The 25115-nt window shown below is 46.6% G+C and carries 19 protein-coding genes and 1 pseudogene; 15 read left to right on the top strand and 5 right to left on the bottom strand.

The window, feature by feature from the left end; translation table 11 throughout:
- On the top strand, positions 1 to 511 hold a 511-nt coding region (locus NWF31_RS14120; protein ID WP_258361147.1), incomplete at its 5' end, for an IS1634 family transposase.
- A 629-nt stretch (positions 512 to 1140) separates the two neighbouring features.
- Here the strand turns inward: NWF31_RS14120 and NWF31_RS14115 are convergent.
- Positions 1141 to 1761: pseudogene (locus NWF31_RS14115) on the bottom strand (IS110 family RNA-guided transposase); the annotation flags it as partial.
- Positions 1762 to 2575: 814 nt separating this feature from the next.
- Here NWF31_RS14115 and NWF31_RS14110 point away from each other — a divergent pair.
- On the top strand, positions 2576 to 5395 hold the full coding sequence (locus tag NWF31_RS14110) for an ATP-binding protein (RefSeq protein WP_258361146.1): 2820 nt from the start codon (positions 2576 to 2578) through the stop codon (positions 5393 to 5395).
- A gap of 221 nt (positions 5396 to 5616) precedes the next feature.
- Here the strand turns inward: NWF31_RS14110 and NWF31_RS14105 are convergent, their stop codons facing one another.
- From NWF31_RS14105 to NWF31_RS14095, 3 genes are all read right to left on the bottom strand, one after another.
- On the bottom strand, positions 5617 to 6426 hold the full coding sequence (locus NWF31_RS14105) for an SDR family oxidoreductase (protein WP_258361145.1): 810 nt from the start codon (positions 6424 to 6426) through the stop codon (positions 5617 to 5619).
- Positions 6427 to 6510: 84 nt separating this feature from the next.
- Positions 6511 to 6759 carry a MoaD/ThiS family protein gene (locus NWF31_RS14100; RefSeq protein WP_258361144.1) on the bottom strand — a complete coding sequence of 83 codons (249 nt, stop codon included), beginning with the start codon at positions 6757 to 6759 and terminating at the stop codon, positions 6511 to 6513.
- Between the two features lie 170 nt (positions 6760 to 6929).
- Complete coding sequence (locus NWF31_RS14095; RefSeq protein WP_258361143.1) at positions 6930 to 8783, bottom strand: aldehyde ferredoxin oxidoreductase family protein; 1854 nt, start codon at positions 8781 to 8783, stop codon at positions 6930 to 6932.
- 436 nt (positions 8784 to 9219) lie between these two features.
- Here NWF31_RS14095 and NWF31_RS14090 point away from each other — a divergent pair, with 436 nt between their 5' ends.
- The 8 genes from NWF31_RS14090 (at position 9220) to NWF31_RS14055 (ending at position 18508) form a co-directional block, all read left to right on the top strand.
- Positions 9220 to 10371, top strand: coding sequence for an iron-containing alcohol dehydrogenase (locus NWF31_RS14090; protein ID WP_258361142.1), 1152 nt, complete (start codon positions 9220 to 9222; stop codon positions 10369 to 10371).
- A gap of 77 nt (positions 10372 to 10448) precedes the next feature.
- Positions 10449 to 12158: an aldehyde ferredoxin oxidoreductase C-terminal domain-containing protein gene (locus NWF31_RS14085; protein ID WP_258361141.1), complete on the top strand. Its 1710-nt coding sequence runs from the start codon at positions 10449 to 10451 to the stop codon at positions 12156 to 12158.
- A gap of 62 nt (positions 12159 to 12220) precedes the next feature.
- Positions 12221 to 12439, top strand: a complete 219-nt coding sequence (thiS, locus tag NWF31_RS14080) for a sulfur carrier protein ThiS (RefSeq protein ID WP_258361140.1) — start codon at positions 12221 to 12223, stop codon at positions 12437 to 12439.
- 132 nt (positions 12440 to 12571) lie between these two features.
- A complete protein-coding gene (locus NWF31_RS14075) occupies positions 12572 to 13234 on the top strand; it encodes a hypothetical protein (RefSeq protein ID WP_258361139.1) in 663 nt (220 codons plus the stop codon).
- A gap of 100 nt (positions 13235 to 13334) precedes the next feature.
- Positions 13335 to 14420 carry an NAD(P)-dependent alcohol dehydrogenase gene (locus NWF31_RS14070; RefSeq protein WP_258361138.1) on the top strand — a complete coding sequence of 362 codons (1086 nt, stop codon included), beginning with the start codon at positions 13335 to 13337 and terminating at the stop codon, positions 14418 to 14420.
- Positions 14421 to 14835: 415 nt separating this feature from the next.
- Entirely contained in the window at positions 14836 to 15675 is an 840-nt protein-coding gene (locus NWF31_RS14065; RefSeq protein WP_258361137.1) for a 4Fe-4S dicluster domain-containing protein, read from the top strand.
- 44 nt (positions 15676 to 15719) lie between these two features.
- Positions 15720 to 16145, top strand: a complete 426-nt coding sequence (locus tag NWF31_RS14060; RefSeq protein WP_258361136.1) for a 4Fe-4S dicluster domain-containing protein — start codon at positions 15720 to 15722, stop codon at positions 16143 to 16145.
- Positions 16146 to 16435: 290 nt separating this feature from the next.
- Positions 16436 to 18508, top strand: coding sequence for a sigma-54 interaction domain-containing protein (locus NWF31_RS14055; protein WP_258361135.1), 2073 nt, complete (start codon positions 16436 to 16438; stop codon positions 18506 to 18508).
- Here the strand turns inward: NWF31_RS14055 and NWF31_RS14050 are convergent.
- The gene (locus NWF31_RS14050; protein ID WP_258361134.1) at positions 18501 to 19256 is read right to left on the bottom strand and encodes an ATP-binding protein; all 756 of its coding nucleotides are present in this window, start codon (positions 19254 to 19256) and stop codon (positions 18501 to 18503) included. The genes NWF31_RS14055 and NWF31_RS14050 overlap by 8 nt on opposite strands.
- Before the next feature lie 616 nt (positions 19257 to 19872).
- Between NWF31_RS14050 and NWF31_RS14045 the strand changes: the two genes are divergently transcribed.
- The 5 genes from NWF31_RS14045 to NWF31_RS14025 all read left to right on the top strand — a co-directional run.
- The gene (locus NWF31_RS14045; RefSeq protein WP_258361133.1) at positions 19873 to 21015 is read left to right on the top strand and encodes an acyl-CoA dehydrogenase; all 1143 of its coding nucleotides are present in this window, start codon (positions 19873 to 19875) and stop codon (positions 21013 to 21015) included.
- A gap of 79 nt (positions 21016 to 21094) precedes the next feature.
- Complete coding sequence (gene caiB / locus NWF31_RS14040) at positions 21095 to 22309, top strand: L-carnitine CoA-transferase (protein ID WP_258361132.1); 1215 nt, start codon at positions 21095 to 21097, stop codon at positions 22307 to 22309.
- Between the two features lie 139 nt (positions 22310 to 22448).
- Positions 22449 to 23213, top strand: a complete 765-nt coding sequence (locus tag NWF31_RS14035) for an electron transfer flavoprotein (RefSeq protein ID WP_258361131.1) — start codon at positions 22449 to 22451, stop codon at positions 23211 to 23213.
- Positions 23214 to 23232: 19 nt separating this feature from the next.
- The gene (locus NWF31_RS14030) at positions 23233 to 24177 is read left to right on the top strand and encodes an electron transfer flavoprotein subunit alpha/FixB family protein (RefSeq protein WP_258361130.1); all 945 of its coding nucleotides are present in this window, start codon (positions 23233 to 23235) and stop codon (positions 24175 to 24177) included.
- A 20-nt stretch (positions 24178 to 24197) separates the two neighbouring features.
- Positions 24198 to 25115: FAD-dependent oxidoreductase (locus NWF31_RS14025; RefSeq protein ID WP_258361129.1), on the top strand; the 918-nt coding region annotated here is incomplete at its 3' end.

The following is a 25115-nucleotide window of genomic DNA, read 5'->3' as shown; positions in this document are numbered from 1 at the left end:
CTGTCAACTCATCGCCCACCCCACCTATGGCCGCTATCTCAAGACCGACAAGAAAGGTCAACCCTATATCGACGCGGCCAAAGTGAAAGCTGAAGAAAAGCTGGACGGCAAATACCTGTTAAGGACCTCGGACGATACTTTAAGCCCGGAAGACGTGGCCCTCGGCTACAAGCAGCTGCTCGAAGTAGAAGACGCCTTCCGCACCATGAAGCAGTCCTTGGAGCTGCGGCCGGTCTATCATCGCCTGAGCGACCGCATCCATGCCCACGTCCTCCTGTGCTGGCTGGGACTGCTCCTAATCCGTGTAGCTGAAACGAAGGTTGAGGATAGCTGGCGGAACATCCGCCAGACCCTGGAACGCATGCACCTGGGCGAATTTGTTGGCCCTGATGGCAGGGTACTCCAAAGGACAGAAACAACCCTACCACAACAGCATATCTTCAAGGCCCTCGGAATAAAGGAACCGCCGCAAATCATAACGGTTGAAACAAAAGGCCAAAAAGGTCCCTAGTAACACGCGCCCAAAAAGCCGATCCCTGAAACCCTTGCGCAACAAGCTGTTGCGCTTATTGTTCACCTAGCAACTGTCGAACTCGGGAAATAAGAAGGGGAAAAATACTATAGACAATTTATTTGTATCCTAACGGTTATATGAACTCCTATGGCTTTTTTTTACAGTTTGATGTAACTAACATTATGCTCGTTTTCCGGTTGAAACAAAAAGACGATCAGAAACAGGCAACGTTATTCTGGTATTCCTACCACGAACAGATGTCTATGGATATCCCACTTATACTTTCGGCAGCAACTTGAGGTGTTATATTAGGTTCTGTGAACTCGATCCTATTACTGCCGCCCGGCGCGTCGTTGCTATGCGGTTTTTTTATTGCTCTTGCTGGCGATAGAAAAATAGCTGTGGGATGTTATTCTCTGACAGGATAATTTAGGCTCATGGCGAATAATAACATGAAAAACAGTATAAAGCAGGAGTCAAGAGGTGAGGAAATAAAGTCACGCATTTCATCCGCCGAATACGCGTCATATCCTTCTAAAACCGCATTTTGCCCTAAGTCGGGAGGAAAGAGAAGCTGGTCCAAGAATATTTTAGGAAAATAACAATTGTTGTATTGAATAACAAGATTAATTCATCACCATCCCCTTATAGATTGGCCTTTGCTCAGCAGCGCAAAGACCAGTCTTACTAGTTTACGGGCAGTCAAGACCAGCGCTCGTTTATGCTGGTACTTAGTAACCTCGCGATATTTAGCCTGGTAATAGGCCTTATACTCATCGTTGTGCACCGCGCAACGAGTTGGCGGCCTGGACCAGGTAATAGCGCAGGTAGCGGTTGCCGCTTTTAGTTAAACGACGTTCTTCGGCATCGAAATCGCCCGACTGGTAACGGGTCCAGGTAAGGCCTGCGTATTGAGCCAGGGCAGCCTGATCTTTGAAACGTTTGATATCGCCAATTTCGGCAATTATACCGGCGGCAGAGACGGGGCCGAGGCCCTTGACAGTAGTCAAGGTCTGGGGTATGGCTTCTAACTCGCGGTTAATGACCTTATCCAGATGTTTTAGCTGCCTTTTGAGGTGGTCAATATTCTGGAGAGTAAGGGAAAGAGCCACCTCACAAGCTTCAAGCATTTTAGGATTAAGGCGGTAAGCCCGGCGGGCGGCCTGTTTTAAAGTCTTAGCAATCTCACCAGGTTCAGCCAGCCTATTATTAGCGTGGGATTGAATAAAATCCACAAGGTCTTCCAGGGCTTAGAAAGTATCCTGTTATTGCTTTTTGGCTCAGGCCTTTTTAAACCCCATCCCAATATTTACAGGCTACTAATTGGGGCGGCCCTTTCCTCCATAATTTCCCATGTTATCAGGAGTTGGCCTTTTCATTATGGCATTCATGCCCTGATAGGGGTTACCGTTTTGACCCTAATATTTTGGCTCATATTTAATTTGGATTCAACCAAAGTTTTATCGCATCGCTTCAACCCTGGCCTCCCTTGGCGCTTTTGAAATAATTTTACTGCCAGTGGGAAGTCATTTATTAGGATTAAACCGGTTTAGCGACACCTGGCCCGATCCCAGACTGCGCCTGCTTATGGCCATACCGGAATTGATAAATCTATCATTAATTACATATTCACTATTGGTAAAATATGAAAGAGAAAAGAAACAGGTTTTAAGTAATTGCTGTTGAATGATAAGCGGACAAGCAGCTTGCCGGCAATTTGCGCTTCAATCTCAGGAATGGAGGTGGATCATGACCCAAATGAATCCTTCAGAGAGGCGGCAGCATAATACCAGGTTCTTTGATTGCAGTTATACGTTAGCGATTCATATACTTGGGCAACCCGCAGTATACTACCAGGAAAGGCCACTTAAGATAGTACGACGTAAAGCCCGGGCTCTACTTTACTATCTTGCCGCGCATTGGGAACCAGTGTCACGGGAAAAAATATTAAGTCTTCTTTGGCCCGAACAGGACTATCTATCGGCAAGGCGTATTTTAAGTGTCATACTCTGCGAGTTAGGCAAGATATTTGGGGGCTTACTAATTATTGAGAAGGAATCATTGGCCCTTGCGCCGGAGGTTTACATTGATGCTCGTCTATTCGAACAGGGTCTTGCGCTATCAAGAGACGATCCAGAAAAACTGGAGAGTATTTTGCATTACTATCAAGGGGATTTTTTGGAAGGATTTACTGTATCGGGGTGCCAGGAATACTACGAATGGCAGGCAATTGAAAGGGAACGCTACCGCCAGCTCGCTCTACGAGGCCTAACGCGTTTGTATGAACTATATGAGGAGCTGGGAAATATTAACGCGGCACTTGATACTTTGGAGCGGGCGCTTGCGATCGAGCCCTTGCAAGAGCATTTAGTTTGCGCTGCTATGCGTCTCTTATGTCTCCTTGGCCGAAGGCCGCAAGCCATCCAGAAATACCACCAACTGCGGAAGCTTTTGGACGATGAGCTCGGCGTGCCGCCGATGCCACAAACACAAGCGTTATATGATGCTATTATAACCGGAAAGCATCCGGACGCAGCAGGTTGCTATGATCAAAAGTGCGTTGATTCCTTAATATCTAAAAAAAAAATTGAGGCCCCTCTACGTCAGCGCACCTCCGTATTGCCTTTTGTCGGGCGTCATTCCGAATTAAGAGTATTAAATGAGCTGTTTACAAAAAACAAAGGAAGGCTTGTCCTTATTGAGGGAGACCCTGGTATCGGGAAGACCAGGTTGGTTGAGGAATTTATTAACCAAAATGATGCGTTGGTTATTTCCGGTACAGGCCGAGAAATAGAAGAAGGTCTACCGTATCATCCATTTGCTGAAGCTTTACGCGGTTTAATATCACTGTCAGAGTGGCCAAAGCTTCGTGCCCTAATTCAGCCAAGGCTGGCTACGGTCTGGCGTAGCGAAATCGATAGATTTTTTCCAGAAATGGCACTCTCAACTGATATATCTCACGTCCTTAAAGCGGCTATTGATGAGTATCAGCTTTGGGAAGCGATCAATCAGCTTATTATTGCTTTAGCCGGTTACAAGCCGGTGATTGTATTCCTGGACGATCTTCAATGGGTCGACACCTCTACACTTAGGTTATTCAGTTATCTTATCCGGCGCTCGGTAGGCGAACGAGTTATGTTTATTGGCGCTACGCGGCCTTTGTCTTACAACAGGAGGTTGCACGTTTTGACACGCGGTCTCCGCCGAGACGACCTGATAATACATTTAACACTGTCACCCCTTACGGCTGATGATATTGCTATATTGGCCGGCCAGCTTAGTCCAGCCGGCGCGGGGGCTCTGGCGGAAAAGTTGATGTTGGTGTCCGAAGGTAACCCGTATATCCTCACAGAGTTAATACGTTATATGCGCGAAAAAGGGCTTCTCAGTGAAAGAGGCGTTGCAGATGTTGGGGTGCTATCTCTAGTACAATCGATTATGCCTTCCAGTGTCGAAAGCTTCGTAAAAGACCGGATTGAAAGCATTTCGAAAGAGGCCCGTCGCGTGTTGGAGGCTGCTGCCGTGGTCGGGCGCGAATTCGAGTTTGGAATTTTGGTACGTGCGCTTCCTTTTACGGAAGATGTTATACTCGAGGGATTGGACGAGTTGAGCTCAACGGGTTTGGTTCGGATGTTAGAAGGTATGCGTTACTCGTTTGACCACAGTCTGACAAGAGAAATAGTATACGGCGAACTAGGTCAAGCCCGTCGCCAATGGCTTCATCGCCGGATCGCTGAAGCAATGGAGAGCACGCACCGTGACCGCCTTGAAACTCTAGCCGATAAACTAGCCTGGCACTTTGGACACAGCGATTTACCGGAACGGGGGCGACGTTATGCTTTATGGGCCGGCAATCAGGCAGCCCACCTTGGGGCTTATATTGAGTCAATCCGTTTCTTTGAACAGGCAAGAGAGTCTACCGATAATACCATCCGTTTCCATGCTCTATGTGCTCTTGCTAAAGCTCTTTTTGCGGTTAGAGACACGGTGCGGGCAGCCGATATTTATTTCCAGGCGGCCACTCTCGCCAAATATTTTGGGGACGCGGCACATTCAGAGTACTTGCTAGGGTCGGCAGCATTATCGGCCGCGCCGCATGTTGGCGAACTCATTTGGGGCACAATACCGATGATACAGCTGCCGGAAATGGCAGAAGCTATCGACCATTTCAAGACTGCCGAGGCATTATATGCGCGAGCTCAAGAAGCTGAACCTGAAATTATTGTCGGGATACAACTCGGCCTAGGACTTCTGGAAACTATGCAGGGCAATTTGCCTCAAGCTGTTGGCTATTACCAGGCAGTTCTGAGTACCGCGACCCGATTCGACACACAAGATACCATAGAGCCAAGACTGATAAGTATGCTCAATCTCGCTAGCCATCACCACGTACTACATCAAGATAAAGATAAAGGATTACAATATGCACTCTCCGGTCTTCAACTCACACAAGATGAGGGTGTTATCAAATTCCAGCCCTTTTTTCTGTCCGTTCTGGGCGAGTATGATCTAAGCATGGGTAACCTCAACTCTGCCGAAGAGCATCTTGCTGCTGCCCTGGAACTAGCGGAACGCTTATCGGTTCCCTATGCGATTGTCGGTATTACAGCCCGGCTCGGCCGTTTATCCGCCTGCCGCGGGCAAATAGAAAAAGCCCGCCATCAACTCCTAAGCGCCCTTGCTGAGGCTAATGCTATAGAGGCACTGCACCTGGCTACCCAGATCCGCCTGTGGCTCATACCATTGTTACCACCTGTAGAGGGGCGAAAACTCCTCGACGAAGTCAACGCCATATCGCCGAAAACAGAGGTATGCTCTTATCAGATTAAGCAATTTGCTTCACCGGATTTTCCTTGTGAACTTAAGGGTTTAAACCTATAACACCTTTGGACCACCCAACCGGCCTACCTTCCTCAACAAACAAAATGGCCTTCAAGGCGGGAAAGCGCAGCATCCTGCAATTATCTTGCCCTGGGAGTACTAACCTGTGGGCATCCTTCTAACATGTAACGCGGACGCATCCCAAAAGCCTTGAAGGCCGGAGAAGTGTAACCTATAAGCTCCGTCAATATAGGACAGGTTAAAGACCGTAAGACTATTGACTATTTAAGCGCCCCTAATTGCTGCATAATCATCCCTGCTACGAAACCGTTGTCCACCTTCAGGTCAAAGCCCGTGATGAACCTCGCCATATCGCTGTTTAAAAAGAGTAGCGGCTCAGCCATTTCTTCTGGCGTCGCATAACGACCGCCAACGCTATAAGCCTTGATGTTTTCCTGCCCGTGTTCTTGTTCAAAGTACGGCATCATCGGGGTCTGCGTAGGGGCTGGACTTAACGAATTGATCCTTACTCCTTTACTCAAAAACTCCATCGCCTTCAAGGCTACGTAAGCACAGAGACATTGCTTGGAGAAACCATACGCTCCCCCCGCATCTTTTATTCGTTGTTCATTCGCCTGTACCCAGCTGACAGCTTCCTCGAACCCGGAAGTGGCCAGCATTTTGCCAACCATTTGGTAGTTTTTCATCCACTCCATGCCAGCCAGAGAAGATATGATAGCTACCGCTCCAGCGTTTTTCATCCTGTTAAGAAGGGTCTCGATAAGATAACGGTGGCCGATAAAATTCACTGACATTACATCAAGTACGGAGAACGGCGCACCCGGCAGCCCGGCGCAACAGAAAACTCTATCGATATCATCGGGAAGTTGCTCAATTACGCTATCGATAGAATCCTTTTTAGATAGGTCGCATAAAATGAACTTCTTTACAGGAACTGGCACATCTTTAATATCAAGCGCCCAAACGTTTGCCCCCAGTTCCACCAACAACCGAACAGTTGCCAGTCCCATTCCCGAAGCAGCGCCATCAATAATTATGTTTTTACCGGTATACCCGAACAGGTCTTTCATTGGTTAGTCCTCCTTAATTTACTAGATTTACAATAAAGTTTTACTTGAACATTTTTGTCCCGAGGAGGCAGGCAAACCCATCGTTTAGCCGCCTCCAATGGGATGAACGAGTAGTACTTCATCTCCTCTGTTTAAAGGCGTCTCTAAACCAGCTTTTTTTTGATTTACAAATATTACACCTGTTCCTTCTCCGAGCCAACTAATACCATATTTTGCACCCAGCATTGTCAATAATGTTTCTACGGTATCCCCTTCTTTTAGACTTACAGTTATAGTCTCTCTTTCAATCATTTTGCAGCATGTTGGCAATACCAACCGCACAATAACTTCCACGATTTTCCTGTGCACCTCCATTCCTGCTGTAAATATTTTTCCATTTATTCCAATTAGCCTGGGCGTTTTTCTTCACACTTTATAGAATATTTGCCTCTGGCCTTTTTTGAAAACAACGGAGACTATTAGGATCCTAAGCATCATGTAAAATAAAGTTTTTCACAGATTTCTTACCCGCCATACAATGTTGCAATTACATTTGCCATACCCCCAAGCCGCTCTAAGGTATCCTTGCCGGGGATTCCAGTGTTTATGTCCCAGCCTAGAGTCGCGTAAAATTCGTTCCCCAATTTTTCGTTATCAACAGTTACACCTGCCGTAGGACCTTGCGGCAAAGGAGGCTTGCCGGTAACCCGAGGAGATATCGTATAATCAGCTCGTTTCAATCCCTCCCGCACGTTAAACGAGTGTCTCATGGTAAATATGCGTACTCCCGCTGTAAACAGCTCCTCTTCACTGAAACCCTCCCCGGTTACAGCTTCCAGTAATTCTTTAATCGCCCCTTTCGGGAAGGCAAACATGCTAAACTGACATAAACCAGCGGAGCTAAGAATTTCAAAATTAGAGGCCATCGCGACATCAACTTTTCCCCGGTCGGGTATGTTTAGGGGCACTGAGGCTGCTCCTCCTTTGACATGCCTACCCGGCGTGGGATCATATTGGTATACCCGCGCCCATCCTGGATTTAGCCGCGGATCATGCATTGCTACCTCTATACCCATGGCTGTTTGCAAATACTCGTAACCTTTGCCCCATTTTTGGGCTGCAGCTTGCGAACCGAGCGCCAAAATCTTACCGCATCCCTCGTTATTAGCGATTTTCTCCGTTAATGCCACTATCGCCTCGGCGTTACCCCACACGGCTTCTATACCGTCTAGTTCTTCTGGGCCCAGCAGCCCTTTCTCATAGCATTCCATGACCCAAGCTATAGTTGCGCCTACAGAGATTGTGTCCAGTCCGAAACGGTTGCAAAGTTCATTACATTTAAGGATTGCTTCCACATCATCGTTCAGGCAGTTAGGACCAAACGCCGCTGCTGTTTCGTATTCTGGACGTTCGGTGATCCCCAGCGGCCATTTCCCGCCGTCTACCCTGTAAATCGCCCCGCAAGCCAGCGGGCAAAAGGCACAGGCATATTTTTTAACAAAGTAGTTTTCGTTGAAAGACTGGTTCCCGACTTTCTTTGCTCGCTCTACACCAAAATCTTCAATTCCTATCCCGCCCCAGTTCTTTACAGGTGCATCTCCGCTGAGAACCGACGGTGTCGTTGTGGAGCCGGTGCCTAGATTGGCAAATCCACGTACATATTGCCCGAACACGTTATCGGGGGGATTAGCTATGGCTTCCCTTATTGCCTTGTTTAGTTCTGACAAACGCTGTCGATCCGCCACCCGGATCTCTCCCGTGCCGCGCACTACCACAGCCTTGAGCTTTTTGGATCCCATAACCGCCCCGCTGCCGCCGCGTGCGGCCGCTCTATGGCCGTCATTAATGACAGCAGCCATAAGCGAGAGATGCTCACCTGCCGGACCGATAACTGCTGCCCTGAGTTTCGGTTCCCCTGTTTGCTCGATTAGAGCATCAAGCACCTCTTTAGCGTCTTTGCCCCACAACTTGCTGGCGTCTCTGATTTCCACATTACCATCGTTGATCCATAAGTAAACCGGTTTTGCGGCAGCCCCTGTAACAAATACTCCATCGTAACCTGCCTTTTTTAATTCCGGACCAAAGTAGCCGCCTGCATTGGCGTCGTTCCAACCTCCGTACACCGGCGACTTGCATACCACCATATATCGGCCGCCCATGTAAGCTCCCGACCCGGTTAAAGGACCAGTAACAAAGCCAATAACATTTTCTGGTCCGAGAGGATCGACTCCTGGCTTCATCATGTCAAACAAAAATTTGGCACCAATACCATAACCACCTATGAAATTCTTAGCCAAATCAAATGACAATTCTTCCTCTCTAATCGAGGAGGTTGTAAGGTCTACAAAGAGCAGTTTCCCTACATATCCACCCTTCAAAACGATCTCCTCCTTGTTAGATTATGGGTAATGCTTGTTATATTAAATTTACTATGTGGATTTTACGGAGGGGTTACAAAACCTTTACAAAAATTCAACTAATAGAATTGCTCGCTGGTGCCGTGGCCGTAAAAGAGGGCGATGATGTCCTCCACCTGGTCGGGCAGTATGAGAAATGTTCCCCGCGATTTTGACATGGGGAATATTTACCCAAAGAAAGCAAGGAAAAGAAGGCGTGAAGCCTCTTTTTTTATTGCTATACATCGTGGCATGATTTTTGCAAATAAAATAAATAAAAGGTTTACAGGAGGGATGAAAATGTTTTGATTACAACACCGTTGCTTTTTAGACAGATAGGAAGAAAACAATTAATTGCTATACGTCAGTGTACATTTAACTTTGAAAATTGATTGTGAAAAAAGGGGCGTGACCATCTATGATATTTGATATTACCCCTAAAGCCCCGGTGTTGTTTGGGGCGGGAGCATCGTTAAGAACGGGGATGAAAGTAAGGAATTTTGGCTGCAAGAAGGTAATTTGCATCTACGATCCTGGTATTAAAGCGGCGGGTATAGCAACTCAGATTGTTGATAACATAAAAGCAGCCGGCGTCGAGGTCGTAGAATTTGGCGAAGTTATCCCGGATCCTCCGGATACTTTGATGGAAAAAGCGGCAGAACTGGCCCGGCAACATAATGTTGACGGCGTGGTGGGCGTCGGCGGTGGCAGCAGTATGGATACAGCCAAAGTGGTGAATATTTTGCTGACCAACCCGTCACCTGTATCCCAATATTACGGTTTTAACAAAGTATCTAATCCCGTTAAACCTTTAGTATTAATCCCCACCACCGCCGGGACGGGAAGCGAAATATCTTTTGCCGCCGTGATTACGGATACCAAGAATCATGTAAAAACCGGCATCGGTGGAGCGGCTTGCGTGCCGAAACTGGCGATCATCGACCCGGAGCTCACTGTAGGCCTTCCCCCGAAAGCAACGGCTGAAACGGGAATGGATGCGTTTTCCCATGTCATAGAATCCTTCACCTCGGCCCAGGAGAATTTAATGTCCCAGGTGTTATGCGAAAAAGCAATACAGCTTATTTTAGAAAACCTGCCCAAGGCCGTCCAAAACGGCTCCGACCTTGAAGCCAGGACAAACCTGAGCCTAGCAGCGATGCTGGCGCCTATGGCCTTCAATGACGCCATGATCCACCTGGGCCATTCCATCGCGCATTCCATTGGTGCCGTCTCTCATGTTACGCATGGCACTTGCTGCGCCCTGTCTACTCCTATAATGCTCGAATTTATTGCTGATATGGTGCCTGCGAGAGTTAGGCGTTTAGGCGAGATCATGGGGCTGGATTTGAGAGAAGAGATGACTGCCGAAGAGATTGGCAAACAGGTTGCCGACAGCATCAGGGCTTTCTGCAAGAAAGTGGGGCTGGCAACTACCTTGAGCGAAGCCGGGGTAGATGAAGCTGCTCTTGATAGCATTGCTACCCTGGTTGAGGCTGATGGCGGGCAGTTTTTCTCACCCAAGAGGGCTAACAAACATGAAGCTTTGGCGATGTTAAAGAAGATTTATTAAACAATGCCTACTGTTTAAAAGGAACATATTTAGAGTCAAATATATGAAGCAGACAACCTTATAAGGAGGACTATTACATGCCCAATGTATACAGGATTAACACAAGGACAAAAAGCATAGCAGGAGAAGACTTAAAAAAAGATTACCTGCTTTTTGGCAATCGCGGCCTGGTGGCCAAAGTGCTGAGTGATGAGGTAAATCCCGCCTGCGATCCCCTGGGAGCGGAGAATAAGCTGATCATCTGTACGGGAATCTTTGCCGGAACTCCTGTCCCCGGGGCTCATAAATTCTCTATTGGCGGTAAAAGCCCTCTGACGGGCGGGATAAAGGAATCCAACGTAGGCGGCAATGCAGGGTATCAACTGGCCAGGCACGGGATACGAATGCTCGTTTTTGAGGACCTGCCTGCTGACGATAAATGGTATTTATTGAAAGTAAATAAGGACAGCACGGTGGAACTGGTTCCGGCTGACGAATACGTCGGCCTGAACACTTACGCTTTAAGCGAAAAACTCTATGCGAAATATGGAAAGGATATTGCGATCATTGCCATCGGTACAGCCGGTGAACGAAAATACAATATAGCTTCGGTAATGGTGAGCGACCAGGCAACGGGCCATCCTTGCCGTGCGGCGGGCCGGGGAGGCATGGGCGCTGTAATGGGATCCAAACATATCAAGGCTGTAGTTATTGAAAAAGCCGAGAAAAAATATGAAGTTAATTATGTGGATAAAGAAAAATTCATGGCAGCCAACAAAAAATATATCGACTTTTTAACTCATGCCGACTCGATGAAAGTAATGACTGAAGTAGGTACGATAGGTGCTATTGATATTATGGGCTCCATGGCAATTATGCCCGTAAAGAATTTCAGGGGAGGCTTTTTTGACAAAATAGACGGGGTGAATACCAAAGCCTTTTTAACCAAGCTTAAAGAAAATGGCGGGAAGAACGGGCTGCCCTGTCAACCCGGCTGCGTGGTAAGGTGCAACAATATTTACTGCAACAGCAAGGGAGAGTATGTTACTGGTAGCCTGGAATATGAAACAGTAGTGCTACTAGGACCAAATTGCGATATTGCCAATCTTGACTTCCTGGCTGAAATGGACAGGCTGTGTGACGATCTGGGCGTAGACAGCATGGAAGTAGGGAACATAGTTGCGGTATGTATGGAGGCCGGTAAAATCGCCTGGGGCGATGAAGATGGGACCCGGAAATTGATTATGGAAATGGTAGAAGGGACCGAATTCGGCAGGTTGATGGGCAAAGGTACCGCTGCAGTTGGCAAGGCCCTGGGTGTCCAGCGGGTACCGGCAGTAAAAGGCCAAGCCATCTCCGCATATGACCCCAGAAATCTAAAAGGAATGGGCGTTACCTATGCCACATCCCCCATGGGCGCGGACCATACCGCCGGCCATACTTTCGTGCCGGGCGTTGATCATATGAGTAAAGTTGGCCAGGTAAACCTTTCCGGCCAGCTTCAAATGACAACAGCCATGGTCGACAATATGGGATGCATGTTTAATCTCCTGTCCAGCGTAAGTCTACCGGACGTTTTACCCAACTTGATGGCCGGTCTTTACGGCGGGGATTGGGATCTAAAGAAAGTAATCGGCATTGGGGTTCAAACGCTGATGCTGGAAAAGGCTTTTAACAAAGCCGCCGGTTTTACCGACGAAGATGACCGCCTGCCGGAGTTTTTCTATAAAGAAAAAGCTTTGGCTACTGGTACCGTATTTGATATTACGTCGGAAGAAATTAAAAAAGTTTTTCCCTTCCCCTCATAGTACAGTGTATGGAGGGCATCATTAAATGATGCCCTCCATCGAAAAAGCAAGGTGAGGCAGTATTGATCAAAGTAAACGGACATGACGTTGAATGGGTAGAAGGATTGACGGTGGCAGCTCTTTTAGAAAAACTTAGCAAGGATGACAGGTTTACTTATGCAATAAACAGCACGACTACAGTCATGATTAATAGAGAAGTTATACCTCGTAATGACTATCCCGTGAGGTTGCTCCAGGAGGGAGATGTCATTCTCCTCTATCCCCAGCTAATGGGGGGATAGAAGGAAATGCTTTTATGGTGCAAAAGAGAGGGAATTTTTGTGCCTACTAAGGATAATTGCCGTACGGTTAAGCTATAATGGGCATTTATTATAGGTGATGCAGTTGTAAAAAGCCTGCACAGGAGGCAAATCGTGATTAACAACAGGTTGATTTTGGCTTCTGCCGCCGCCTATTTCGCGGGACGGGGTTATTTTGTGAACACTAACTATAATGTACCGGGGACTGATAATGTAGTTGTTGATATGGCGGCGGTGATGCCCATCCTGAAAGAACTCAAGTACCGGACGCAGAAAGGTTTCGCCCCCTCCGGAATTTTAGCTCATATGATCGATGCCGGCTGGGTTACAGTGCAGGAAATAGTGAAAAAAACCGGATATAAGCTCTCTTTCGTGGGAGAAACGTTGGAAGATGCAGCCAGAGAAGGCTGGGTGGAAATAGATATCAGCGGCGATGAAGCCAGGTGCCGGATAAAGGACTACCGCGTTCCTGCGAAAGAATGTATTCTGGTTTTCTCAGGGATAGAAGGACTGGAGAGCAAACTGGCTATTTTCCAGTCGCTTCGCGGAGCTTGTAATGCCGGGTATTTTATTTTTCCTTATAAACTTGATGCTGGGATTACCGAAAAAATTGTATCCACTGGCGCGGGGATTATGCATTTTTACGAGCAACACGGTATACTTCAGGAAATTATCCCTGCCGACTTTTGTGAAATCCAGGACCTGAAGCTTTTTGCCATGCTGACGGAAAGGGTGTTATATGATAATTTTTGGATACAAAGGGAAGAGATTATTTAAAACCGTGTATTTTATTAACCCGGCTATTTTAATTCCTTAATAGCCGAGAAAAAGTTACATGAATATTTTTAAGAACATTTCAGCATAAGGAGGTTTTTCAATGAAAATCACAGCTGCTCTTTTAAGAGAAAAGAACGGGCCTTTTTCAATTGAGGAAGTGGAAATTGACGAGCCAAGGGAAGATGAAATACTGGTAAAAATCATGGGTTCCGGTTTATGCCACACGGACCTGTTCATCAGTTACATCTTGCCATTTGCACCTTTTGTAGTAGGCCATGAAGGCGCCGGTATTGTTGAGAAAGTGGGCGCCAAGGTTAAAAAGGTAAAGCCCGGCGACAAAGTCGTTCTCAGCTTCCGTACCTGCGGTACCTGCGTCTTCTGCCTATCCGGCCAGCCGGCTTATTGTTTGAATTTCCCCAGATTTAACAGTACTGGTCGCAGGCCAGACGGTTCTACCACTATGAAAAATGCTGATGGTCCTGTATACGGCAACTTCTTTGGCCAATCATCTTTTGCTTCTTATGCTTTGACCATAGAGCAAAACACTATAAAAGTCCCCGATGATGTTCCGCTCGAGATTTTAGGGCCTTTTGGCTGCAGTGTCCAAACAGGTGCCGGTGCAGTGATAAATACTTTTGCTGCTAAAGCCGGTTCTTCTATTGCCGTATTTGGTGTAGGAGCTGTTGGCCTGAGCGGTATTATGGCTGCCAAAATTGTAGGCTGCACTACTATTATCGCCGTTGACGTGTTTGATAACCGTCTGGCTTTAGCAAAAGAACTGGGAGCAACGCACACCATCAACTCCAAGGAAGCAGACCCCGTAAAAACCATCAGAGAAATAACCGGTCTCGGTGTCGATTACGCCCTGGATTGCACCGGCGTACCGGCCGTGGCCAAACAAGCGGTAGAAAGCACCCATATAAAAGGTACGACCGGGATTGTCGGCCTGGCCCATGGAAAGCCCCTGGAATTGGATTATGCATCAGTGCAATGCGGGCGTACCGTAAAGGGCGTCATGGAAGGCGATGCTGTTCCCGACCTCTTTATCCCCAAGATGGTTGAACTCTACAAGCAAGGTAAGTTGCCTTTTGACAAGTTCATCAAAAAGTATGCTCTAAAAGACATTAACCAGGCCGTCGACGATGTTCATCACGGCACTACTATAAAACCTATTTTAATTCCTTAAGCTTAAGAAATTTGGTTATAAAACAACCAAGGCAGTCCTTATCCACATATTGACAGCCTCAAACTTGCTAGAGAACTAAAGGGTCATAAGTGATGTCGTTAAGATAATCTACTTCGCCCGCTAAAACCTGTCTTACGGTTTCCGGGTAGATTTTTTCATAATCCACCCTTCGTCGCCCCTGGGAACTATTTTGAGGCTTACGATGCAGGATTTGGATGAGGAATGTAAAGATGTTTTTAGGGTGCTATTGCTCTTGACAAGTTTATATTTTATTTATGCAACACAGGTGTATAAAAATATTAAGCAATAGGTTTGAAAGGAGGCATGATGAATTTTACTTAAGAAAATCAAATGATAGAACATCATTTTTAAGTAGAACAACTCAATACTTACAATTTATGAAGAGGTGATCAACGTGTGCAGGTATTGCGTGGAATTCGGCAACGGCACCAAGTGGTACCTTAATCCCGAAAACTACCGCCGGGAACTCTATGAAGCAAAGGGACACGCCTACGGCTTTAACATGCTTGCCGGTGCGGGGAAAAACACGTTTGAAACAGGCTCGTTGGTACATTTTGAGGACCAAACCCCTGATTATAAGAACGCGATGGCCGGCCAAGTGGCAGTAGACTTGATGACCCAGCACAGCGGCCAGGTCGTGCCCCTGGAAGACGCCGTCAAGATCTTAGAGATGGTACCGGGGGACAGGTTCTTGCTAATGCATTGCAGTTGCCGCCGGTACTTTGGCCACGGCGACGTATATTCTTGCCTGTTTTTTGAACCTGCTGTTGAAAAGGCGCTGGCAGAGAGACCCTGGGAGACGGATTCTAAGATTATTACCAAAGAAGAAGCTATTAAAATGGAATACGAATGGGATAAAAAAGGTTTGATCCATAATGTTTTAGATGTGGGGACGGATGCCGACGGCAAACCGCCGATAGTCATGTGCCATTGCAATGCTACAGATTGCATGCCTACGAACCTTCGACTTGCTCTTGGCCACAGACATGCTTTACGCAAAGGCGAATATGTAGCCAAAGTAGACTTAGCGAAGTGCCGGGAAGGCTGTAAAAGTTTCCCGGCCTGCGTGGCCAGGTGCAATTTCGGGGCCATCAAATACAACCCCCTGGAAAAGGTAGTATACCTCGAACCCACTCTCTGTTTCGGCTGCGGCCTCTGCCGGGCGGTCTGCCCCACTAAAGCCATAGAGCTGGTAGACAGGACGACTTATCCCGCGCTGGTGGATGAGTGGTAAAATTAAATTCTTCGGCAAAGTAGAATGAAAAGGAGGGCGGTTATATGTCCACCTACGTTACACCGCGGCACAGGGTATATTTTGACCATGCGGCTTGCGGCAATGCAATAGAATGTCTGAAATGCGTGCATGTATGCCGGGACCACGGAGCCAACTGCATCGGTTTTGTGAATGAAAAGACACCGCCGGTAGGGGAGAACGCGCCGAAGAGGCTGGAAGATATAAAGCATATAGTCTTCGGGGTGCGCATGTACAGGTGCGACGGCTGCGGCAAGTGCGTAGAGGTATGCCCCAGGAATGCCGTCAGACTGGAAAAGGTCGACGTGCCAGTGCCGCGAGCGGTTGTGTACCAGCCCCCGTTTGAAATCCGGTGCTCAATATTCAAAGACGGCAGCATGCCGCCGGAAGCGGAGAAGATCTACAACGGCATACTGGAAGCCATGAAGCAGGCTGGGGCAAATAAAGGCTAAAGCACACCGAACAACCCTCGCTGCAGTTTATTGTCAAAGGGAACAATTAGGTTAAGGTTTTGAAATGGTCGGGTGAAGATTATGGCCTCTTTGCTCGACCATTATGCTTTACCGCTTTCGCCCTGGCATACTGCAGTCCTTTTAAGAATGGTGGTGCCTGCATTGTAAGAAGTGAATAACAGGGTTGTTGATGGAATGACAAGTGTAGGATATAATTAAGTAAAGGATTTTTTGAAAAAACAAGCAATAAAGTTTAAAGGTAAACCTGTTAGATGGAGGCGCCGCTAGGTATGCATGATATAGCAACAAGAGATGTAGATATAAATGTATTAAAAGAAGAATGGCAAAAATTTCTCGAGGGAAAGTCTGTTAATAATGAGATAATATCGAGACGTATATATGAATCCTGGAAAAGAAGCAGGGAATATGGAATAGATCCCTTCAAAATTCCCGACGTTTTAAGAGAAGACTACGAACTATTTATACAGAGACACAAAATACAAATACCATCTTTAAATTATAGCATAGAAAATAATGACACAGAAACCGCTCTTATACCTCGGTACAACACCGATAAATTTATTAAAGAATACCAGCATCTCTATGAAGGTTTTCGACCCATGCTGGACCGTTATGGTTTGGAAGTACAACTCTTTGATAATAATGGACGATTAATTCTGGATTTCGGTTATATAATTAATAAGAATGCTTCTGCTGCCGAAAAAGCGATTGGCACCAATGCCGCTTCCCTGGCTATAACGAGCAACAGCCCGGAAATAGTAAGGGGCCCGGAACATTATGCGAGCTTTCTACACCCGTTTTTTTGCGGGGCAGCGCCGATACACGATGAACGAGGAGAAATAATCGGGGCTATTAATGTTATCGGCGATGATCCGAAGTATGTGCCACTATCGCTGTTACTGGCAAGTTGTATGGCGGTATTATTTGATTCTTTATACTCGTATTTTTGTACCGGGTCGGATATGATGCGTGTTGATTGGGAGATAAACAAAATCATCGAAAATATACCTCACGGGATAGTTTGTTTGGACAGCAACAATTTAGTGAGGTATTATAATAAGAAAATATTAAGCATTTTAGGTATAACAGGGAAAAATAATATATCAGGGGAATTAAAAAAACATATTACGACCTTAAATTATACAAAAGAACAAACAAGAAAGGAAACAATAGTTGATATAGGTGGGATTACCAAAACTGTTTTGGTTACCAGCAAAGAGATAGCCCATGGCAGCGAAAAACACAAATTTATTTTGCTTGAAGAAACGAAAGAACAGCCGGGTTTACATAGTAATTTTAAAGGAAACGATACGACTTATACATTTGATCATATAGTCGGCGAAGCCCCCAAATTGATTGAAGCCAAACAAACGGCAACCAAAGCCGCTGCTACACCCTTCCCGGTATTAATCTACGGGGAAAGTGGTACAGGGAAGGAGCTTTTTGCCCAGGCGATTCATAATGCCAGTTCAAGAAAAAACGGTCCCTTTTTAGCCATTAACTGTGGGGCTATTCCTGCGGAATTAATCGAAAGCGAATTGTTCGGATACGAACCGGGAGCTTTTACCGGTGCTTTAAAGAACGGCAAGCAAGGGTTATTGGAAGCGGCTTTTGGGGGGACCCTGTTCCTTGATGAAATAGAGAGTATGCCGCTCTGTGTTCAAATTAAACTCCTTCGTGCTCTTTCCACAAACAAGATTCTTAAAGTGGGTGGAACAAAAGAAATACCGATTAATGTTAGAATAATATCAGCAACAAAAAAAGACCTTCTCGCAGAGTCAGATTGCGGCAGGTTCCGGGAAGACCTTTATTATAGAATTAGTACAATTACGGTTGAGCTACCTCCGCTGCGGGAAAGGAAATCGGATATCCCGTTACTGGTACGTCATTTTGTAGCCAAGATTTCCGGCATACTTAATATGGCAGAAATAAAAACTAGTGAAGAATTTATTCGCGCGTTGATGTATTATAACTGGCGCGGTAATGTCCGGGAACTGGAAAATGTTATAGAAAGAGCCATAGCATTAATGGATGAAGGCAAAGAACTACGTCTGCAGTGTTTACCAGAAAGGGTATTGAAAGCTTACATGTATAATAATTTAAAAGAAAAATTAGATTCTCGTGAGGTAGCGAAAAATGGTACAAACAATTTACTACAGATAGGGGAAGAAATAATTATTGAAACTGTGCTGAAAGAGAATCGCTACAGTCTTAGTGAAGCAGCGAAAATTTTAGGTATAGATCGTAAAACTCTGTATAATAAAATGCATAAAAGCGAAAAACTTAGCAAGCTAAGACTGAGGGAACCTCATGCTATAAGATCTAACCAACCTGTTAATTAATAATTTTTTTCACCATACTATTCACTGCTTGTTGAGCAGGATTATCCATGCCTAAAGATAAAAGGCTTTGTCCGGCAAGATTGCGGCTGGCAACTTCGAGATCATAGGGAACTAAACCCAGGATATCGAATTCGGTTTCTTGCGCCAGGCGGAAAAATAATTGTTCCTGTTCTTTATGATATCTGCAACCTACCAAAAACTGTCGGTTATATGGGAGTGATAGCTCTTCTATTAGATTTTTGATGCGCCTGGCGGTATCGAAGCTTAAACTGGACGGGTCGCAGACTACAACTAATGTATCGTCAGAAGTAGCTGTTCGCCGGCTGAAATGCTCCAGGCCGGCATCAAAGTCAATCAGTATCAGGTCGTACATGTTTAGCATATCGTTTAATAAAGATTTGAGGACGGAATTTACAGCGCAGTAACATCCTTCACCGGTAGTCCGGCCCATAACTAAAAAGTCAAAACCTTGGCCCTGAACGATCGTATCCCATAGGGAGAACCTGAGGGAAGTACCAAACTCCCGGTCATCCAGCTGTTTTTTGCGTTTGTCCACGATTTGACCGACGGTCTTATCAGCGGCGATACCTAAGGTTCTACCAAGGTTGGCATCGGGATCGGCATCAATTACAAGTATATCTTTAAATTGTCCCATGCTTAAAATAGAAGAAAGGAACAGAGAACATGTGGTCGTTTTACCCGTTCCGCCTTTTCCCGAAAATGATATTACCCTGCTTTTCTTCAACAAAGAATCTCCCCTCCTAATATATCAGTTTTAAATCCTTAATGTTGTTAATAAAACCCTTCCACAAGGGTTTATTTTTTTTCCTTCTGCTCTTTACACTATTATAACTTTGTTGGGGGGTTACTTGCCAGAAACAAAAAAAGTTATATGCAAAAAATGTGCCAAAGGTAACTGGAAAAGAGGGAGAAGAAGTTGCTGGACTACTGTAGTGATTAGCTATCTATAAAGAGGGCGCATCAATTTCTTAATCGGGAAATGTTCCCCGTCAAAGGCGTATTGGGGAAAACATCCTCGATAAATCCATAGATTATTTCATTGAGAATCGTATGTTTACTAAGGATGGGTGGTTTCTAACCGCTGGCATAAGTTTTGCAAAGGATTAATTTTATATAAGAAGTTTGAGGGAGTGGTCGAATGTTTATTAAGATTTCTCGTGCGCCCCCGGGTGTATACTTACCAGAAGCATTGCAAAGGTTGTATAGGGAAAGAGATTTTGTATGAAAGAGGTAGATCCATGTTTCACATTTCTTCCGCCAATCAGAAATACTTATGCTTGAGATAGCTTTGAGCAGGCATAATAAAGCAACTTTAATATCAAGATCAAAAGGAGGACAAAGTAATGGATTTTAGAAAAACGGAAGAGCAAGAACTTCTACTTGAAAGTTTGCGAGAATTGATAACAAGAGAATTTAGCGAAGAGTATTTTAAAGAATGCGATGAGAAGCACCAGTATCCGGAAAAGTTTATGAAAGCGCTGGTTGATAACGGTTTCGGTTTATTGGGCATTCCCGAAGAATACGGCGGCACGCCGGTTGACACCCTGACCCTCATTTTGGTCAGCGAAGAAATTGCCAGGTTGGGCGCACCGGGATACCTGTTTGGCAGCGTGCTCCAGATTGATGATATGCTCACCTTTGGCAGCGAAGAGCAGAAGAAGATCACCATGGAGCTTACTAAACAGGGAAAAATTGCTTTCTGCCTGGGAATCACCGAACCGCAGGCGGGTTCCGACACGAATGCTATCTCTACAACCTTTACACGTAAGAACGGCAAGGTATATATCAATGGCCATAAAACATTCATTACCGGCGCCATGAGTGCTCCTTATATGCTCTGCATGACCAGGGACTTTAGTGTTTCAGACCTTAGCAGGGCTTTTACCATGTGGTGGGTACCCATGGATGCCCCAGGAGTTCGAATCGAACCTCTGCACAAAATAGGCTGGTTTATGCAGAATACGTGCGAAGTCTATCTCGACAATGTGGAGATTGAAGAAAAGGACATAGTCGGCAGGGAAGGGTACGGCTTTATCCAGTTAATGAAGAATTTTGAGGTTGAACGCCTGTTAATGGCTGCAATTGCCCTTGGACAGGCCGAGTGTGCCTTTGAAGATGCCGCCCGTTATGCCAACCAGCGCGTCCAGTTCGGGAAGCCCATTGGCACATTCCAGTTAATCCAGGAAAAACTGACCTATATGGCCATTAAGATTGAAAACATGCGCAATATGGTCTACAAATGCGCCTGGGAAAAAGATAACGGCATCTCTCTTCAGGTTTCTTCAGCTCTGGCAAAGCTATACTGTGCCCAGGCTTCCTTTGAAGTGATTGATGATGCTATGCAGATTATGGGTGGTATCGGTTATACTACCGACCATCGCATTTCAAGATTGTGGAGGGATAACCGCATCAACAGGATCGGCGGTGGAACGGACCAGATCATGATCCATATTGCCGGCAGGGGTATTTTAAAGCAGTACCGTTAAGATTTCTTAAAATACCTAAAGGCTTTGATTAAAAAAGCAGGATTTCCAGGGTACTATCCCAAATAAAGGGGGAAAAACAATGGCGAAAAGAACGGATATACCTGAATTCGGTCCTTTATCAGGTATAAAAGTTGTCCATGCTACCATGTCCGTAGCAGGACCTATTGCCGCCCAGCTGATGGCCGATTACGGGGCGGAGGTTATTTGGATTGAAAGTCCCTTAAGCCCTGATATTGCACGCACCGGGACGGGCGCTACTGCCCAGCAAGACCGGCGCAACCAGCGGACTATCGCCCTGAATATCCCCAGCCCGGAAGGGAAAGAAATTTTTCTAAAGTTAATTGAAGACGCCGATATCTTTATTGAAACATCCCGTGGCGGCCAGTATAGCAAATGGGGCCTGACGGATGAAGTAATGTGGGAGCGCAATCCGCGGCTGGTCATCGTGCATATCTCCGGCTTTGGTCAGGACGGAGTAGAAGAATATGTGTTCCGCGCTTCCTATGACCCTGTAGCCCAGGCTTTCGGCTGCTATATGCAATTGAACGGCTACCCGGACCGGCCGCCGGTCCCGGCCATGCCGGTTACGGCCGATTATTTGACCGGTTTGCTAGCGTTAAGCGCTGGGCTAGCAGCTCTGTTGAAAGCAAAAGAAACCGGCAAGGGTGAAAGCATTGATGTAGCGCAGTACGAAGCACTGATGCGTTTCCAGAACAATTTCGCCGTAGAATACTTAAACCACGGGAAAAAACCCGTGCGGGAAGGAAACCACAGTTCCACTGCTGCCGGTTATGGCAGTTATACCTGCAAGGACGGGAAGGAAGTCTATATGTTGTTCCTTGGGGGCGGTGTGTTGAAAAACGGGTTGTCTTTTCTTGGCCTGGAATATGGCTCAAAGGATTTTCCCGCGAGAATGCCGGTTGTCTTCCTGGGGACGCCTGGAGGAGAAAAATTGGAAGCCAGAATTAAGGAGTATTGTGCAAGCAAGACAGCCGCCGAGGTAGAAAAGGAACTGAACGCTGTGGGGGTTCCCTGCAGTATGGTTATGGATTATGAAACGGCCGTAAACCATCCCCATTATCAAGCGCGTGAAGTATTTGTAGAGTGGGAAAAGGTAAATGGCGAAAAATTCAAGGGTATCAACGTTTTCCCCAAGTTCAAGAACAACCCCGGCCGGATATGGCGGGGCGCACCGGGAATTGGCATGGACAACGAGGATATTTTGAGCGAACTTGGCTACTCCCCCGAAGACATTGAGGAGCTATATAAGAAGAAAGTTATTATTAAAGGATAGTCCTGTTACAGATACGGTTTAACAGGGGGGCCACTGGCAGTTTCCTTCAACCAGTGGCTCCCGAGGTTAAATGGTCATTAACAATATTGCGGAAAACACGAAAAAACTGGGAGCAAAACAAACGCGAGGTGAAACCCGAATGAACATTATAGCTTGCTACAAGATCGTGCCCGATGAAAAAGACATCCAGGTAAGGTCTGACCGCTCTATAAGTATTGATAAAGCTGAATGGGTCATCGGGCAATATGATTTAAACGCTGTAGAAGCAGCGATGCAGATCTACGAAGCCGTGGGAGGCAAGGTAACTGCCTTAAGTGTGGGGGACAGGCAACTGGAGAACTCAAAACTGAAAAAAGGAGTACTATCCCGCGGTCCACAAGAACTATTTCTTGTTATTGATGAGGCCCTGAGCGGGGCTGATACCAATTTAACGGCCCGGGCTTTAGCCGCTGCCGCCCGAAAAATCGGTTTCGACCTAATTATCTGTGGTGAAGGCTCGCAGGATTTATATTCCCAGCAGGTAGGTATTCAACTGGGGCAAATCCTGAACGTGCCAACGCTGAATGCAGTTAGCCGGATTGTAGCAGAGAATGGAAAACTTATCGTAGAGCGGTCTTTAGAAGATGAGGTCGAGGTCCTGGAAGTATCATTACCTGCAGTAATTTCAGTCACCACTGATATTAACCAGCCACGTATTGCCTCCATGAAAGATATTCTGGCCGCCGGGAAAAAGCCGGTGACCCAGTGGAGCCTGGCTGATGTTGGTCTTAATGACGCGAACAGGCGCACTGAAATCCTTTATACGTTAGCTCCTGAACAAGCGGAGCGGAAACGCATTATCCTGGAAGGCGAATCAGAAGAAGTCTTAGACAAATTCTATGAACTTCTCCGTAAGGCTATATAGTGTTTTAGGAGGCGAAAACATGAGTTCAGAAATAAAGGTTTGGATTATAGCCGAAAAACCCCAGGGAACGGCAGAATTAATTGCCGGGGCTAAAAACTTCACCGATAACGTTACTGCCCTTGTTATCGGTCCCCAGGAAAGAGCCGAGCAAGCAGTCCGGCTGGGAGCCGGTAAAGTATACTGGCTGGGAGAAGCAGGGCCGGGCATGATGTGGGAAGACTATACCGACACAATATTGAGCCTTTTGCAACAGGAAAATCCTGCATTGATGCTGGTCCATGCCACCAAACGCGGGAAACTTTTGGCCGGGCGCCTGGCCGCCAACCTGGGCACCACCGTGTTGACCGATGTCATGGAACTGACATGGGAAGTTGATAGATTCAAAGCCACTCGCCGGGTATATGGCGGCAGCGCCGTCCGCCAGGAAAGAGCTCTAACTGGAACTACTATCGCGACCGTAGGGTCAGGCGTGTTTACTCCCCTGCCTGAAGAGGCCGGGAGAACTGGAACAATTATCGAGGTTCCATTTGTGGAGCCTAAAATACGCATAAAACTTGTGGAAAAGAAGAAGAGAGAGACTGTATCCGTCAACCTGCCGGCAGCCAAGCGTATAGTGTGCGTAGGGCGTGGACTTGCCAGGCAGGAAGATTTGGGGCTGGTAGAGGAATTGGCTCGCTTGCTGGAAGCTGAGATGGCCTGCACCCGGCCCATTGCCGAAGGGTTGAATTGGATGCCCCGAGAGCGGTATATAGGTGTCTCCGGAGCAATGGTTAAACCCGACCTGTATCTTGCCCTGGGCGTTTCCGGGCAAATCCAGCATATGGTGGGTGCCAACCAGTCCAGGACGATTGCCGCCGTGAACACAGATAAAGCCGCCCCTATCTTCAACCAGGCTGACTACGGCATTGTTGGCGACTTGAAAAAAATAGTACCGGCTTTAATTGCCCGGTTTAAGGCTGAATAAAGACGTGAAGAGGTGAAGTTATGAGTTCGGACAAGTATGATGTAATTGTAGTAGGGGCAGGGCCTGCCGGCCTTGCCGCCTCCTACAAATTGGCTCAAGCAGGACTGGAAGTAGTGCTTATTGAACGTGGCGATTATCCGGGAAGTAAAAACTTAAGCGGAGGCGTGCTCTATAGCCGGGTATTGGAAAAACTTATTCCCGCTTTCTGGGAAGAAGCCCCTGTGGAACGTTATATAACCAACTACCTAACCACTTTTATGACCAGGGACGACGCTTTTACCCTGGATTTTAAGACCGGTTCTTTCGCCAAACCGCCATATAATGCCTTCACCGTGCTGCGGGCCAAATTTGATCGTTGGTTGGCGGAAAAAGCAGAAGAAGCTGCCGTGGCACTTGTAACGGGGATAAGAGTTGACAGCGTGCTTAAAGAAGGAGACAGGGTTGTAGGGATTAGAGCCGGAGAAGAAGAAATGTTAAGCGACGTTGTTATCGCCGCCGACGGGGTTAATTCTTTTTTGGCGGAACAGGCCGGATTACGTAAACCTATAAAGTTGGAACACCTGGCGGTGGGGGTAAAAGAACTTATTGAACTACCGAGGGAGGTCATCGAGGAACGCTTTAATCTTCGAGGAGATGAAGGTGCAGCTTATGCATTGGTGGGCGAAGCCACGCACGGCATCGCCGGAGGTGCCTTCCTGTATACCAATAAGGAGAGCATTTCTCTTGGTGTTGTCATGCGCCTGGATGACCTGGTAAAGTCCGGGCAACAGCCTTCCGAGATCATTGAAGACTTGATGGAGCACCCTTGCATAGCCCCCCTGATTAAAGATGGACGTACCATCGAATACGGCGCCCACCTGATAGCCGAAGGGGGCATGGAAATGATGCCACAGTTATATACAGGCGGCATGCTTGTAGCAGGAGATGCTGCAGGATTC

The organism is Neomoorella sulfitireducens (assembly GCF_024733845.1).
Lineage (GTDB): Bacteria > Bacillota > DSM-521 > Neomoorellales > Neomoorellaceae > Neomoorella > Neomoorella sulfitireducens.
Note: the sequence above shows the minus strand (reverse complement) of the source record. Positions and strands in the feature narration are given on the sequence as shown.

Bases quoted from the DNA above. Each gene is read 5' to 3' on its own strand.
- NWF31_RS14030 (WP_258361130.1), top strand. From the start codon at position 23,233: ATGAGTTCAGAAATAAAGGTTTGGATTATAGCCGAAAAACCCCAGGGA.
- NWF31_RS14105 (WP_258361145.1), bottom strand. From the start codon at position 6,426: ATGAAAGACCTGTTCGGGTATACCGGTAAAAACATAATTATTGATGGC.
- NWF31_RS14035 (WP_258361131.1), top strand. From the start codon at position 22,449: ATGAACATTATAGCTTGCTACAAGATCGTGCCCGATGAAAAAGACATC.
- NWF31_RS14060 (WP_258361136.1), top strand. From the start codon at position 15,720: ATGTCCACCTACGTTACACCGCGGCACAGGGTATATTTTGACCATGCG.
- caiB (WP_258361132.1), top strand. From the start codon at position 21,095: ATGGCGAAAAGAACGGATATACCTGAATTCGGTCCTTTATCAGGTATA.
- NWF31_RS14045 (WP_258361133.1), top strand. From the start codon at position 19,873: ATGGATTTTAGAAAAACGGAAGAGCAAGAACTTCTACTTGAAAGTTTG.
- NWF31_RS14055 (WP_258361135.1), top strand. From the start codon at position 16,436: ATGCATGATATAGCAACAAGAGATGTAGATATAAATGTATTAAAAGAA.
- NWF31_RS14085 (WP_258361141.1), top strand. From the start codon at position 10,449: ATGCCCAATGTATACAGGATTAACACAAGGACAAAAAGCATAGCAGGA.
- NWF31_RS14090 (WP_258361142.1), top strand. From the start codon at position 9,220: ATGATATTTGATATTACCCCTAAAGCCCCGGTGTTGTTTGGGGCGGGA.
- NWF31_RS14070 (WP_258361138.1), top strand. From the start codon at position 13,335: ATGAAAATCACAGCTGCTCTTTTAAGAGAAAAGAACGGGCCTTTTTCA.